The organism is Pseudomonas syringae, assembly GCF_001698815.1.
GTDB lineage: Bacteria > Pseudomonadota > Gammaproteobacteria > Pseudomonadales > Pseudomonadaceae > Aquipseudomonas > Aquipseudomonas syringae_A.
This window is the reverse complement of sequence record NZ_LGSI01000056.1, coordinates 1-13,480: the sequence shown is the minus strand read 5'-3', so window position 1 is coordinate 13,480 and position 13,480 is coordinate 1. Positions and strand designations below refer to the sequence as shown.

The following is a 13,480-nucleotide window of genomic DNA, read 5'->3' as shown; positions in this document are numbered from 1 at the left end:
TTAGAAGTCCGCATCCCAATCCACCTTCATCTCGCCGGCACTCAGGTCGATTGCCAACACGCATTGCTCCGTATAGGGCAACAGGCGTTCGCGATCATCCAGGCTGCCTGCGCAGGGCTTGACCACCATTACATCGTTCGAGCCGGTTTCCAGAAGATGATCGATTTTCCCGAACAATTGCCCAAGAGTGTCGATAACCTTCAAACCTTCCAGCTGGTACCAGTAGTACTCGCCGTCGGTCAGATCAGGGAACAGGTTGCGTGGCACACAGATTTCGTAACCGGATAGAAGACGGGCTTCTTCACGATCATCGAGACCTTTGAGCTTTGCGACCAGAAACTTGTTTTGCAAGCGTCCGCTGACCAGCTCTACCTGTTTAACGCTGCCTTCGCGCCGAAGCGTCCAGGTTTTGTAATCCAACAGGTTTCCAATCGGATCAGTAAAGGAAAAAACCTTCACTTCGCCGCGAACGCCATGAATAGAGTAGATCTTGCCAATGACGATCAAATCGTCGGCAACAGTTGGCGTCGCGTTCATATTGCTCAGGCCGCGACCTGAGTCTTGGCTCGTTCTTTCAACAGCTGAGCAACGCGCTCGGATGTTTGTGCACCCACGCTCATCCAGTAAGCCAGACGCTCGTCGTTCACGGACAAACGAACTTCCTGACCACGGGCAACCGGGTTGAAGAAGCCAATTTGCTCTTTGTGTGAACCGTCGCGCGCATTGCGGCTATCGGTAACAGTGAGGTGGTAAAACGGGCGCTTTTTGGAGCCGCCAAGGGCAAGACGGATGGTTAGCATTGAACATCGTTCCTGTAGTCGGTGCTGCAAATCTAAGATGCACAGCGGGCATAGGTGCCCGAAAGGCCGCATATTCTAAGGAATATCCGGACTTTTGCAAATGTCTTTTTCCGGCGCCTATCGGCATGCCATCAAGATTTGCTATGGAGCCGTCGATTTCGACGGCGGATAGACACCCGCCAGACGGGTGTTTTGCTGGAGGTTTCCCTCCAGCGAGCTGCGCGCAAACGAACTTGCGCGCGACGTAATCACATCTTTGGCATGCCGCCGCCGGGCAACATTCCGCCCATGCCGCGCATCATTTTCGCCATTCCGCCTTTCGCGGAGAATTTCTTCATCATCTTCTGCATCTGTTTATGCTGCTTGATCAGACGCCCGATGTCCTGCACCTGCGTGCCCGAACCCATGGCGATGCGACGCTTGCGCGAACCGCTGATCAACTCCGGGTCGCGACGCTCGGCCGGAGTCATCGAGTTGATGATGGCTTCCATCTGCTTGAACTGTTTCTCTGCCGCGCCCTGGGCATTGCCCATTTGCGAGAGGTTCACGCCGCCGATACTTGGCAGTTTGTCCATGAGGCCGCCGAGGCCGCCCATGTTCTTCATTTGTTGTAGCTGATCGCGGAAGTCTTCGAGATCGAAGCCCTTGCCCTTCTTCAGCTTCTTCGCAAGCTTGTCGGCCTTGTCCTTGTCGAGGGTCTGTTCAGCCTGCTCGATAAGGCTGAGCACGTCGCCCATGCCCAGGATTCGCGAAGCGATACGGTCGGGGTGGAAGGGTTCGAGAGCGTCGCTCTTCTCGCCCATACCGATGAATTTGATCGGCTTGCCGGTAATCGCCCGGACCGACAGCGCCGCGCCACCACGAGCATCACCGTCGACCTTGGTCAGGATCACGCCGGTCAGCGGCAAGGCATCGCCAAACGCCTTGGCGGTATTGGCGGCGTCCTGACCGGTCATGGCATCGACTACGAACAGGGTTTCAGCCGGTTTGACCGCAGCGTGCAACGCCTGGATCTCGCCCATCATCTCGACATCGATGTGCAGACGACCGGCGGTATCGACGATCACGACATCAATGAACTTGAGTTTGGCTTCCTTGATGGCCGCCAGTGCGATCTCTACCGGCTTCTGGCTGATATCGGACGCAAAGAATGTTACGCCGATGTCATTGGCCAAGGTTTCCAGCTGCTTGATGGCCGCAGGACGATACACGTCCACCGAGACCACCATGACGGTTTTCTTCTTGCGCTCCTTGAGGAACTTGGCCAGTTTGCCCGCAGTGGTGGTTTTACCCGCACCCTGCAAACCTGCCATCAGAATTACTGCCGGAGGCGTGACGGCAAGGCTCAGCTCTTCGTTGGCCGCCCCCATCATGTCTTCCAGCTCGGCCTGGACGATCTTCACGAACGCCTGGCCCGGCGTCAGGCTGCGCGACACTTCAGTGCCGACGGCGCGTTCCTTGACCTTGTTGACGAAGTCTTTGACTACCGGCAAGGCAACGTCGGCTTCAAGCAACGCCATCCGCACTTCGCGCAAGGTATCTTTGATGTTGTCCTCGGTCAGCTTGGCCTTGCCAGTTACGTGGCGCAGCGTCTGCGAGAGACGGTCGGTAAGGTTTTCAAACATGCGCGATCCTTTCAGGCTCTCGTCGAACCCCGGTTGATGCGGCCCGGCCCGTAGTAAAAAATGGCGCTCGGCGAGCCTGCGGCTTGAGCAGGTCGCGGATTATAGCGAAGACTCCGCTCGGAGTCTGCCTCTGTGGTCTTTCGTGAAATGCGGGTTGTATGCGAAACTCAGCGCCTTTCGGGCCCGCCCATCAGGATTTATGTTCCCCTTGCCACCCAGCCTGCTACCCAGCCTCGCCGCCGCTTGCCTTTATGCCGCTGCGACCATCTATCAGGGCCTTCGTCTGAGCCAGGGCACCAAGGCCGACAAACGGCTGCTCTGCCTGCTTGGCACGCTAGCCGTCATCGCGCATGCCACCGGGCTTTTCTCGCAATTGGTGCGCCCTATCGGGCTTGGCCTGGACTTCTTCAGCGCCGCCAGCCTGATTGCCGTGGCCGTGATTGCCCTGACGCTGCTCGCTACCGCGCGGATTCCGGTGGAAAACCTGCTGGTGCTGCTGTTCCCGCTGGGGCTGGCAACCGTGCTGCTGGCGCAGTTCGCGCCGACCGGCACCGTGCAGCCGATTGACGAGGAACCGGGCATTCTCAGCCATATCCTGCTGTCGATCCTGGCCTATGGCATGTTCACCATCGCGATGTTCCAGGCGCTGCTGCTGCTGGTGCAGGACCATCAACTCAAACACAAGCATCCTTCCGGGCTGATCAAGAACTTCCCGCCGCTGCAAACCATGGAAAGCCTGTTGTTCGGCTTTCTATGGGCCGGCTGGTCGCTGTTGTCGCTATCGCTGATTTCCGGCTGGCTGTTCGTCGAGAACCTGTTCGCTCAACATCTGGTGCACAAAACCCTGCTGGCGTGTCTGGCCTGGATAGTCTTCAGTGTGTTGCTGTGGGGTCGAAATCGTCTGGGCTGGCGCGGACACAAGGCTATCCGCTGGACCCTGGGCGGCTTTTGCCTGCTGATGCTGGCGTATTTCGGCAGCAAGCTGGTCCGTGAATTCATTCTGCACATCTGACGGGCGTTGATCATGGATAACTTGCCCATCGGCCCAATGCTTGGTGTTGTTGCGCTGCTGATCCTCTGGTCAGCCTTGTTTACGGCCGTCGAAGCCGCGCACCACCGCGTCAAGGCCTTGCGAATCGGCACTCGCCCAACCGACCCGGTCAAGCCGCGACTGGAATTCCAGCTCGGCAGCCTGATCCTGACCAATACTCTGGTCAAAACCCTGATCGTGGTGATCGCGACGCTGCTGTCTATGCGCTACTGGCTTTACAACGGCCCGACGGTTGCCTGGCTTGTCAGCACCGGCCTGATCCTGGTCTTTGCCGAGTACGCACCGCGCCGCCTGGCTGTGCGGCATCCACTGGCTATCATCAAACTGGCCAACGGCATGCTGAGCATTCCGATGAAAATCATGTGGCCGCTGGCCTGGCTGTTCAATACTCTCGCCATCGCGCTCGTGCTGCCTTTCAACGCCCGCAACAAGCCTGCCCCCCGGCATGAAGACGATCAGGATTCCTTGTCGGACCCGAATCAGGAAGGGGTTCACGAGCACGAACCTGGCGGTTCGCCGGTACTGTCCGGGATTCACGCGCTGGACAGCATCACCGTCAACGACATTCTGGTACCGCGCAGCGATGTCGACGGGGTCAATCTCGATGAACCTATCGAACACATCATCGAACGCCTGATCATTTCCCGGCATACCCGCCTGCCGGTGTATCACAACGACATCAATCAGGTTCAGGGCGTCCTCAATACGCGCCAGATCAGCCATCTGCTCCCCAAGGCCGAGCTGACCAAGGAGCAACTGCTAGCTGCCTGCTATGAGCCGTACTTCGTGCCGGAAAGCACGCCGTTGCAACTGCAATTGCTGAACTTCCATAAACAGCAGCGGCGTCTGGGCGTGGTGGTCGACGAATACGGCGAAGTGCTGGGCATCGTCAGCCTGGAAGACATTCTCGAAGAAATCGTCGGCGAATTCGAAAACGAACAGACTCTCGACAACCCACACATTCATCCTCAGGCAGATGGCCGTCTGGTGGTCGATGGCGCAGCGTCGATCCGCGAACTGAACAAGAGCCTGGGTTGGCACCTGCCGTCCGATGGCCCGAAAACCTTGAACGGCCTGGTGACCGAAGCCCTGGAAACCATCCCGGAAAGCTCGGTCTGCCTGAAGATCGGACCGTATCGCCTGGAAATTCTGCAAACCGAAGACAATCGGGTCACTCGCGTGCTGATGTGGCAGAACTCGGCGACGCGCGCCGTCAATTAAAGCGTAGCTGCGTGCAAAACCTCCTTGTTCTGCCCGCAGCGGCCTTTCTATAATCGAGCCGCTTACCCAGCCCCGCCGATCCGCGTGCTACCCGCACTCAGCCTGATCGGCCAGTCACTCAGCCTGAAATGTTTCGCACTTCCCTGGCATCCGCCCTACCCTTTGGCATTGCCACGCCTCTTGCCCACATCCGGGCTAACCTGATCAGCGCTGTCCCCACAATAATTAACGTTTGCCGCCGTGCATCGCCCAGCCAAGGCGATTGTCGACAGGCAAGATGACTGTCAGGGATTCCCGTATGACCACAACTTCCGCCCTGGGCGAAAATCACGCTGCTCCGGCTCGCCCGGCCAACTCCGCAACACGGGTCGCCACGGCCAGCTTCATCGGTACGGCGATCGAGTTCTACGACTTTTATGTCTACGCCACCGCCGCCGCTTTGGTGATCGGGCCGGTGTTCTTTCCGCAGACTTCCGGCACCGCACAGATGCTGTCGGCGTTTCTGACCTTCGGCATCGCCTTTCTCGCACGTCCACTGGGCTCAGCGCTGTTCGGCCACTTCGGTGACCGCATTGGCCGCAAGTCGACGCTGGTCGCTTCGCTATTGTTGATGGGGGTCTGCACCACGCTGATCGGCGTGCTGCCCGGTTACGCGACTATCGGCGCCTGGGCGCCGATCCTGCTGTGCGTCTTGCGTTTCGGGCAAGGCCTGGGCCTGGGCGGCGAATGGGGTGGCGCGGCGTTGCTGGCCACTGAAAACGCCCCGCCGGGCAAGCGCGCCTGGTTCGGCATGTTCCCGCAGCTGGGCCCTTCGATTGGTTTCCTCGCCGCCAACGGGCTGTTTCTGACTCTGGCGATGACCCTGGATGACGAACAGTTTCGCTCCTGGGGCTGGCGGATTCCGTTCCTGCTGAGTGCAGTGTTAGTGATGGTTGGCCTGTACGTGCGACTCAAGCTGGAAGAAACCCCGATCTTCGCCAACGCCATTGCTCGTCACGAACGGGTCAAGATGCCGATCGCCGAGCTGTTCAGCCAATACTGGGCGCCGATGCTGCTGGGTGCGGCGTCCATGGTGGTCTGCTACGCGCTGTTTTACATCTCAACGGTGTTTTCGCTGAGCTACGGCGTCTCGACCCTGGGCTACAGTCGCGAGACCTTCCTCGGTTTGCTGTGCTTCGCCGTGCTGTTCATGGCTGCGGCCACGCCCTTGGCTGCCTGGGCCAGCGACCGCTTCGGCCGGCGTCCGGTGCTGATCATTGGCGGGGTTCTGGCGATTCTGTCCGGCTTTACCATGGAACCTTTGCTGACCCACGGCACGACCTGGGCAGTGGCCTTGTTCCTGTGTATCGAACTGTTCCTGATGGGTATTACCTTCGCTCCGATGGGTGCCATGCTGCCGGAACTGTTTCCTACACGCGTGCGTTACACCGGCGCGTCTGCGGCCTACAACCTGGGCGGCATTGTCGGTGCTTCGGTGGCACCGTTTTTCGCTCAGAAACTGGTGGCGATGGGCGGCTTGAGCTGGGTTGGCGGGTATGTATCAGCGGCGGCATTAATCAGCCTGATTGCCGTGCTGCGCCTGAAGGAAACGCGTCACGCCGACCTGGACAAGATCGCCTGACGCCACCCGTGCGAAGTCGACAAATGATTTGCAGGCGGCCCTGCCGGTCATTTGTCGGCTAGCCCCATAAAACCCCGTATTCATTGGTTATTCCCACAGACAAAGTGATTTCGACGGCTATTCTCAAGGCTCCGGGGAACCGTTCTGAAGACGCCAGAAATGAATAACACGCTAGCCATCATGCAACCTTATTTCTTCCCCTATCTGGGGTACTTTCAACTCATCGCGGCGGCGGAACGCGGAGTGATATTCGACACTGCGCAGTACTGCCGCAAAACCTGGATGAATCGCAACCGGATTCTTGATGCAAAAGGTGGCTGGCAATACATCAACGTGCCGGTAAGCACCACATTGGGCACGTCGATCCAGGCCACCACAGTGATTGATCACTCGGCCGCATTACAACGCATTCTCGGCCAGCTGGAGCACTATCGCGGCAAGGCCCCCTTCTATCAAAAAGTGCGAGACCTGGTGAGAAATACGTTTGCCTCGGTCAAGGACAATGGCATCGGTGAACTGAACACCCAGTCTCTCAAAGCCACATGCGACTACCTCGATCTGCCTTTCAGCTGGAAGCCGCATTCCGCCATGGATCTGCACCTGCCGCCCATCCAGCATCCAGGCCAATGGGCGCTGGAAATCAGCGGACGACTGGGCGCAGGCAGGTACATCAACGCGCCGGGCGGACGGGCGATATTCGTTGCCAGTGAATGGCAGCAACGTGGCATAGAGTTGCGCTTTCTGGATGTATCGACGTTTGTCTACGACACGGCGCCGTACGAATTCATCGGCAATCTATCGATTCTCGACGTACTGATGTGGAACCCGCCGGGGGACGTCGCTGCTTACATTCACGAAAACACGCGAATAGCCTGTTAAACGATCCGGGCGACCACTGTGTGATACACACGCCACAGTTGCCATAAGGGAACTGTGGCGGTGTGTGCTGGCAATGTTACAACCGAACGTTACAACTGAACCTTCACCGCCCGCGAAGCACGCGTCGCCTTGGCGCGTGCGGCTTCGATGGATTCGTCGCGAGCCAGAGCCACACCCATGCGGCGCTGGCCATCGACTTCCGGCTTGCCAAACAGACGCAGCGCCGTATCAGGTTCGCTCAGGGCCTGGCCCAGGTTGGCGAATGCCGTCTGGGTGGATTTGCCCTCAACCAGAATCACTGCTGAAGCCGATGGCCCGAACTGACGAATCAACGGGATTGGCAGGCCGAGAATGGCGCGAGCGTGCAGCGCGAATTGCGACAGATCCTGCGAAATCAGGGTCACCAGGCCAGTATCGTGCGGACGCGGCGAGACTTCGCTGAACCAGACCTGATCACCTTTGATGAACAGCTCGACGCCAAACAGCCCGCGACCGCCCAAGGCTTCAGTCACGGCCTTGGCGACACGCTCGGATTCCGCCAGCGCTACCGGGCTCATGGCCTGTGGCTGCCAGGATTCCTGATAGTCGCCTTTTTCCTGACGATGGCCGACCGGCGCGCAGAACGTCGTACCGCCCACGTGACGTACGGTCAGCAAGGTGATTTCGTAATCGAAATCGATGAAACCTTCGATGATCACCCGACCTTTGCCGGCGCGACCGCCCTCTTGGGCGTAATCCCAGGCTTTCTGCACATCATCGGTGGTCTTGAGCAGGCTCTGCCCCTTGCCCGAAGAACTCATTACCGGTTTGACGACACAGGGGAAACCCAGGTCTTCCACGGCTTTGCGATACTCTTCGAAGGTATCGGCGAAGTGATACGGCGAAGTGGGCAGGTCCAGCTCTTCAGCAGCCAGACGACGAATACCTTCACGGTTCATGGTCAACTGTGCGGCGCGTGCAGTCGGAATCACGGTGAAGCCTTCCGCCTCCAGTTCCACCAGCGTCGCGGTGGCGATGGCTTCGATTTCCGGCACGATGAAATGTGGCTTCTCGGCTTCGATGACTGCACGCAGCGCGGCGCCGTCGAGCATGTTGATGACATGGCTGCGATGGGCGACCTGCATGGCTGGCGCGTTGGCGTAGCGGTCAACCGCGATCACTTCGACGCCAAGGCGTTGCAATTCGATCACTACTTCCTTGCCCAGTTCGCCGCAACCGCAGAGCAAAACGCGGGTCGCGGTAGGCGACAGTGGAGTTCCGATTTGAGTCATCTCAGGTCCTCGTGGAGCAGATATCGAGGGCAGCCCGCCGAATGCGGGCGACCGCGGTGGAGAAAGGCGCGCAATTTACCACGAAGCCCCGGGAATTGGACCTCAGCCCGGACAAGCGTTCTTGCGCGCGCGCCAGACCATGATCAGCCAGACCGCCGTCACCCCCACAAACTTGGAGGCCAGCGCGGTAATAATGACTGGCGTGGTCATGGCATCGATCATGCCGAAGAAGATGAAGGTGTCCAGCGGGATGCTCAGCGCCGAACTCAGCCAGAGCCGGTCGTGCAGCGGCCGTTTGGTGATGCTGAACACCAGCCAGTCAATGCATTCGGACACTGCGAATGCCGTGGCGCTGGCCAGCGCGATCGTGGGATCGGAGGTCACGTAGGACAACACCAGCGCTGCCAGCATGGCGAAAATCGCGCCATGGCCGAAGCGGGTCTGCACCATGTCGCGCAGCACGAACACCAACCCACCCCACGCCGACCAGATAACGTCCAGATGCGGCGCGGTAGAGAACGCAAAGTTGATCAGCACGACACTGCCGATGTAGGTGATCAGGAAGAGCATGGGCGAGGCTTATGTGGCGGGAAGATGCTGCTGATAGTACCAGCCGCGAGACTCTGTAGGAGCCAACTTGTTGGCGAGGCGTAATGTCGGACAGACCGCTTCGCGAGCAAGCTCGCTCCCACAAAGAAAGATATACGCTGGCCCCGTGGGAGCGAGCTTGCTCGCGAAAATGCTTTACGGTTTCAGGAAGGTGACGGCACCGACCAAACCAATCCACTCGCCTCCGCTCGCTCATGGCACAACACCAACACCGCGCGGCGTTGCTCGTTGTCCAGGGCGTGCCAGTCGGTGATTTCCTTGACGGTGCGCTGGCAGCCCAGGCAGACATCATCGTCATCCAGCGCGCAGATGCTCACGCAAGGGGACGGGACGCGGCGTTCGGCCTGCATGCTCAGTCCTCCTGCGGCTGCAAATCCCGGGCGTAGCGTCGGGCGTTGTTAACGTAATGCGCAGCGCTGGCTTCAAGCATCTTCTTCTGGATTTCGGTGAGTTCCCGCACGACTTTGCCGGGAGAGCCCATCACCAATGAACCATCAGGAATCACTTTGCCTTCGCCGATCAGCGAATTGGCGCCGATCAGGCAGTATTTGCCGATTTTCGCCCCGTTGAGGATCACCGAATTGATGCCGATCAGGCTGTAATCCCCCACGCTGCAACCATGCAGCATGACGTTATGGCCAATGGTCACGCCTTTGCCGATTTCCAGCGGCGAACCCATGTCCGTGTGCATGACCGTTCCGTCCTGCACATTGCTGTTCTCGCCAATATGAATCAGTTCGTTATCGCCGCGCAGCACAGCGTTGAACCAGACACTGGAGCCCGCCTCCAGCTTGACCTTGCCAATCAGCACGGCATTGGGTGCAACCCAGCTATTCGGATCGGTTTCAACACGGGCGTCGCCCAGGCGGTATTTCATGCGTCGCTCCTCAAGGCTCTACGGCCGATTGATCTAGCTCAGGTCACGGAATGTTCGGGTGGCTGATGCAGGCTGATTTTGCTGTCATACAGCACATTGATCAGCTCGACGATCATGATCGCCGTCAGGCCCCAGATTTTATACTCGCCGTAACGATAGCTCGGCACATACCAGCTGCGCCCCTGGTAATCAATGCGGTGCGTATGTTCCCGGGTGTCCTGGCGAAAAAACTCCAGCGGCACGCTGAACACGGCAGCAATTTCTGCATCATTTGGGCGGTATTCAACAAAATCGGGGATCAGCCCTACATAGGGCGTGACCTTGATGCCGTGCTTGGAGATCAACGGGCTGAGTGGGCCGACGACTTCCACCAGGCCCGGCGGCAAGCCTATTTCCTCTTCGGCCTCGCGCAAGGCGGTGAACACCAGATCCACGTCATCAGGATCCCTCCGCCCACCGGGAAAAGCCACTTCGCCACCATGAGTCGACAGACCGCTGGCACGCAGGGTCAGGATCAACTCGGGTTCGTCGCTGCGAGTAATGGGCAATAACACCGCAGCCTCGGGGAAACGTCGATCCGTCTCAAGAGTGCTCGGCGTATGACTGCTTACACGGCGAAATAGCTCGTCCAGCATGGGAAATCTCGATCTGTTGCCTACCCGGCATCATGCACCAAAGCGGCGAACTGCCCAAGCCCTTGTAGGACAACTCTGGTCAATACAAAGCGCTTCTTGCCGAGCAGGCGCGTCGCACGCCAAGATAGCGGCTGAATTCAGCAATCGAATGACTCCATGAAATTCTGCAGCCAGTGCGGTAACCCGGTCATACAACGTATTCCCGAGGGCGATAGCCGCCTGCGCTACGTCTGTGAACACTGTCATACCATTCATTACCAGAACCCGAATATCGTGGCGGGCTGCCTGCCCCTGTGGGGTGACAAAGTCTTACTGTGTCGGCGCGCCATCGAACCGCGCCTGGGTTTCTGGACTCTGCCCGCCGGGTTCATGGAGAACGGCGAAACCATCGAGCAAGCCGCGCGCCGTGAGACCGATGAAGAAGCCTGTGCGACCTTGGGCGATCTGCATCTGTACATGTTGGTCGATGTACCACATATCAATCAGGTCCACGTGTTCTACCGTGCGCAGATGGCGTCCCAGACATTCGCCGCCGGCATCGAGAGCCTGGAAGTGGCTTTGTTCGACGAAGCCGATATCCCATGGTCCGAGCTGGCTTTCATGACGGTCAGACGTACTCTAGAATGCTTCTTCGCTGACCGGCGCCAACAGATTTACCCTGTGCGCACCGACGCGTTGCCGCCGTCGCGGCCTATACAGGACACTTAATTACAGCTGGCGCACTTCGCGCCGCTTCAGGGAAATCGTTTCGATGCGTTGGTTGTTTGCTGTCTTGTGCTTGTCATTCGTTCCGCTGTCCCAGGCTGCGTTCACGCAAACCATCGTGCCCAAGGGCAGCGAGCAGAAGATCGTCGGTAACAAAGTGATCAACATCGAGAACATCGCCGATCGCAAGATCGAAAAGGTTCTGGTGCTCAAATCGGCGCGTCAGTTGCAGCTGATCAGTGGCGGCGAAGCACTCAAGACTTATCGCATTTCCTTGGGCAAGCAACCCAAGGGCACCAAGTTGCAGGAAGGCGATCAACGCACGCCGGAAGGTTTCTACTGGCTGGACTGGCGCAAGAACAGCACCAACTACAACCTGTCGATGCACATTTCCTACCCGAACATCACCGACTCGGCTCGCTCGCGTCGCGAAGGGGTCAACCCCGGCAGCATGATCATGATCCACGGCACGCCAGTGGATGAGGAATATCCGGAATGGTATTTCCATACCCTGGACTGGACCAACGGCTGCATCGCCATGAAGAACAATGACATGCGCGAAGTGTGGGATCTGGTGAAGGACGGCACGATGATCGAGATCAGGCCGTAAAGTGCATGCTTGAAACCTGTGGGAGATTCTATGTTGCAGGGAAACCCTGCAACCTTAAATTAGGTTGATATTCGCTCTGGTTTTTCATCAGGGCGAATGCCACCCGGCAAAGCTTGCGGGCGAGGATGACCAAGGCTTGGGTTTTGGCGAGCCCCCTGGCCAGATAAGACTCGTAGTACGGCCTCCAAGCGGGCGATCGACAAGCCGCCATTGCCGCGTTGTGTGCCAGCCGCCGCAACTCCGCATCGCCCTTTTTGGACAGATGGCGAGGCCCGTTCTTCTTGCCTGAATCCTTTGCTCGCAAGTCCATACCCAAAAAAGCAATGAAAGCATCGCTGCTGGCGAATTGGCCGCGCATGAAGGCGGTCGCCAAGCCAGTGGCCGTAAGCTCTCCAATTCCTTCAATGGCTTTGCAACGCTTGATGTTTTCGGTGATGCCAGCCTCTCGGCTGACTTTGCGCAGCAACTGCTGAAGGGCCTGCTCCGCTTGTTCGTAGGACTTCAGAAGCAGGGCCAATGACTCTTGCAGAAGCGGTTCGCCAGACCAGCTCAGCGAGATACTGACACGCAACTTGATGAGCTCTGCACGTCGTTGAAGCAGGCTTTTCAAGACTTTGTAGGCCTGCGGAGGTGGGCTCCAAATGCGCAACCGCTCCTGTTCACTGCTCAGATAACGCGCCAACAACCGCGCATCACAGGGATCGGTCTTCGCCCGCTGGCCAACACTTTCGCGGTAATGACTCACCCGATAAGCATCCACAACATAAACCCGATGGCCCATTTCGTGGGCCAGTTCAACGGTGTCCAAGTGGTAGATACTGGTCGCCTCCAGGGCAATCGAGCTTTGCGCTGGCAGCGTTTTGAGCCAGCGGCCTACAGCCAAGCGGTTGTTGTCGATGGCTTGAGTGGTTTTCAGGTCTTCGCGGTAAACGACTATTTCGGCTTTGGCAACGTCAATGCCAATCACCGTTGGCGAGGTAAGGATTGCCATGACGAATCCTCCGAGCTAGGGTTTAGGTACTTGTCGGGGTTCTACCGCTGCGCTGGCTTGCCTCTATCGTCGGTTTTACCGATGAATTCCTTATCGGCGCTTTGGGTAGAAAGGGCGGGACGAGAAGTCTCCCACGGTCCGTACTGGCTAGAGTCGGAATCAAGCTTTTAGTCCCGCCCACCCCTTCAAGTCTAAACATACAAGCGAGCTTGCTCGCGAAGACGCAAATAGATCCAGCACATTCTTTGAGTCTGAACTATTGCCTTCGCGGGCAAGCCTCGCTCCAACGGGACCGGTGTTTCATCAAAGCTTGATTTCAGTCCCCAACAACACCAGAAACCCCGCCAGCCAAGCTGGATGCGCCGGCCATGCTGGCGCGGTTACCAGGTTGCCTTCGGTGTGTGCGGCGGTGACTTCGATGTCCATGAACGTACCGCCGCTCAGACGCACTTCAGGCGCACAGGCCGGATAGGCGCTGCATTCGCGACCTTTGAGAATACCTGCCGCCGCTAGAATCTGTGCGCCGTGGCACACCGCTGCGATCGGCTTATGCGCTTTGTCAAACGCCCGCACCCACTCAAGAAC

15 protein-coding genes and 1 pseudogene are annotated in these 13,480 nt (G+C 58.3%); 6 read left to right on the top strand and 10 right to left on the bottom strand.

Annotation, left to right across the window (positions count from 1 at the left end; genetic code table 11):
• The 3 genes from rimM to ffh form a co-directional block, all read right to left on the bottom strand.
• Complete coding sequence (gene rimM / locus AFK24_RS19255; protein WP_020289546.1) at positions 1 to 537, bottom strand: ribosome maturation factor RimM; 537 nt, start codon at positions 535 to 537, stop codon at positions 1 to 3.
• Positions 538 to 542: 5 nt separating this feature from the next.
• Complete coding sequence (gene rpsP / locus AFK24_RS19250; protein ID WP_020289547.1) at positions 543 to 800, bottom strand: 30S ribosomal protein S16; 258 nt, start codon at positions 798 to 800, stop codon at positions 543 to 545.
• Positions 801 to 1,048: 248 nt separating this feature from the next.
• Entirely contained in the window at positions 1,049 to 2,425 is a 1,377-nt protein-coding gene (gene ffh / locus AFK24_RS19245) for a signal recognition particle protein (RefSeq protein WP_065834746.1), read from the bottom strand.
• 199 nt (positions 2,426 to 2,624) lie between these two features.
• Between ffh and AFK24_RS19240 the strand changes: the two genes are divergently transcribed.
• The 4 genes from AFK24_RS19240 to AFK24_RS19225 all read left to right on the top strand — a co-directional run bounded on the left by AFK24_RS19240 (position 2,625) and on the right by AFK24_RS19225 (position 7,197).
• The gene (locus AFK24_RS19240; protein ID WP_065834745.1) at positions 2,625 to 3,437 is read left to right on the top strand and encodes a cytochrome C assembly family protein; all 813 of its coding nucleotides are present in this window, start codon (positions 2,625 to 2,627) and stop codon (positions 3,435 to 3,437) included.
• Between the two features lie 12 nt (positions 3,438 to 3,449).
• Positions 3,450 to 4,697 carry an HlyC/CorC family transporter gene (locus AFK24_RS19235; RefSeq protein ID WP_065834744.1) on the top strand — a complete coding sequence of 416 codons (1,248 nt, stop codon included), beginning with the start codon at positions 3,450 to 3,452 and terminating at the stop codon, positions 4,695 to 4,697.
• 298 nt (positions 4,698 to 4,995) lie between these two features.
• Positions 4,996 to 6,318, top strand: coding sequence for an MFS transporter (locus tag AFK24_RS19230; protein WP_065834743.1), 1,323 nt, complete (start codon positions 4,996 to 4,998; stop codon positions 6,316 to 6,318).
• A gap of 159 nt (positions 6,319 to 6,477) precedes the next feature.
• Positions 6,478 to 7,197 (top strand): WbqC family protein, encoded by a 720-nt coding sequence (locus tag AFK24_RS19225; RefSeq protein WP_065834742.1) that lies wholly within the window; start codon positions 6,478 to 6,480, stop codon positions 7,195 to 7,197.
• Positions 7,198 to 7,286: 89 nt separating this feature from the next.
• Here AFK24_RS19225 and purT read toward each other — a convergent pair whose 3' ends face one another.
• The 5 genes from purT to AFK24_RS19200 all read right to left on the bottom strand — a co-directional run bounded on the left by purT (position 7,287) and on the right by AFK24_RS19200 (position 10,589).
• The gene (gene purT, locus AFK24_RS19220; protein ID WP_065834741.1) at positions 7,287 to 8,468 is read right to left on the bottom strand and encodes a formate-dependent phosphoribosylglycinamide formyltransferase; all 1,182 of its coding nucleotides are present in this window, start codon (positions 8,466 to 8,468) and stop codon (positions 7,287 to 7,289) included.
• Positions 8,469 to 8,570: 102 nt separating this feature from the next.
• Positions 8,571 to 9,038 carry a VUT family protein gene (locus tag AFK24_RS19215; protein WP_065834740.1) on the bottom strand — a complete coding sequence of 156 codons (468 nt, stop codon included), beginning with the start codon at positions 9,036 to 9,038 and terminating at the stop codon, positions 8,571 to 8,573.
• Positions 9,039 to 9,220: 182 nt separating this feature from the next.
• Entirely contained in the window at positions 9,221 to 9,427 is a 207-nt protein-coding gene (locus tag AFK24_RS19210; RefSeq protein ID WP_065834739.1) for a DUF1289 domain-containing protein, read from the bottom strand.
• A 2-nt stretch (positions 9,428 to 9,429) separates the two neighbouring features.
• Entirely contained in the window at positions 9,430 to 9,954 is a 525-nt protein-coding gene (locus AFK24_RS19205; protein ID WP_065834738.1) for a gamma carbonic anhydrase family protein, read from the bottom strand.
• Between the two features lie 38 nt (positions 9,955 to 9,992).
• Complete coding sequence (locus AFK24_RS19200) at positions 9,993 to 10,589, bottom strand: CoA pyrophosphatase (protein ID WP_065834737.1); 597 nt, start codon at positions 10,587 to 10,589, stop codon at positions 9,993 to 9,995.
• Positions 10,590 to 10,745: 156 nt separating this feature from the next.
• On the opposite strand from AFK24_RS19200, the gene AFK24_RS19195 reads away from it, so the two are divergent.
• Together AFK24_RS19195 and AFK24_RS19190 are read left to right on the top strand one after the other, a co-directional pair.
• Positions 10,746 to 11,297 (top strand): NUDIX hydrolase, encoded by a 552-nt coding sequence (locus AFK24_RS19195; protein ID WP_065834736.1) that lies wholly within the window; start codon positions 10,746 to 10,748, stop codon positions 11,295 to 11,297.
• A gap of 187 nt (positions 11,298 to 11,484) precedes the next feature.
• Positions 11,485 to 11,904: pseudogene (locus AFK24_RS19190) on the top strand (L,D-transpeptidase family protein); the annotation flags it as partial.
• A 28-nt stretch (positions 11,905 to 11,932) separates the two neighbouring features.
• Here the strand turns inward: AFK24_RS19190 and AFK24_RS19185 are convergent.
• A complete protein-coding gene (locus AFK24_RS19185; RefSeq protein ID WP_065834734.1) occupies positions 11,933 to 12,895 on the bottom strand; it encodes an IS110 family transposase in 963 nt (320 codons plus the stop codon).
• Positions 12,896 to 13,198: 303 nt separating this feature from the next.
• Positions 13,199 to 13,480 (bottom strand): DJ-1/PfpI family protein (locus tag AFK24_RS19180; RefSeq protein WP_170826364.1); only part of this gene is annotated, 282 nt, incomplete at its 5' end.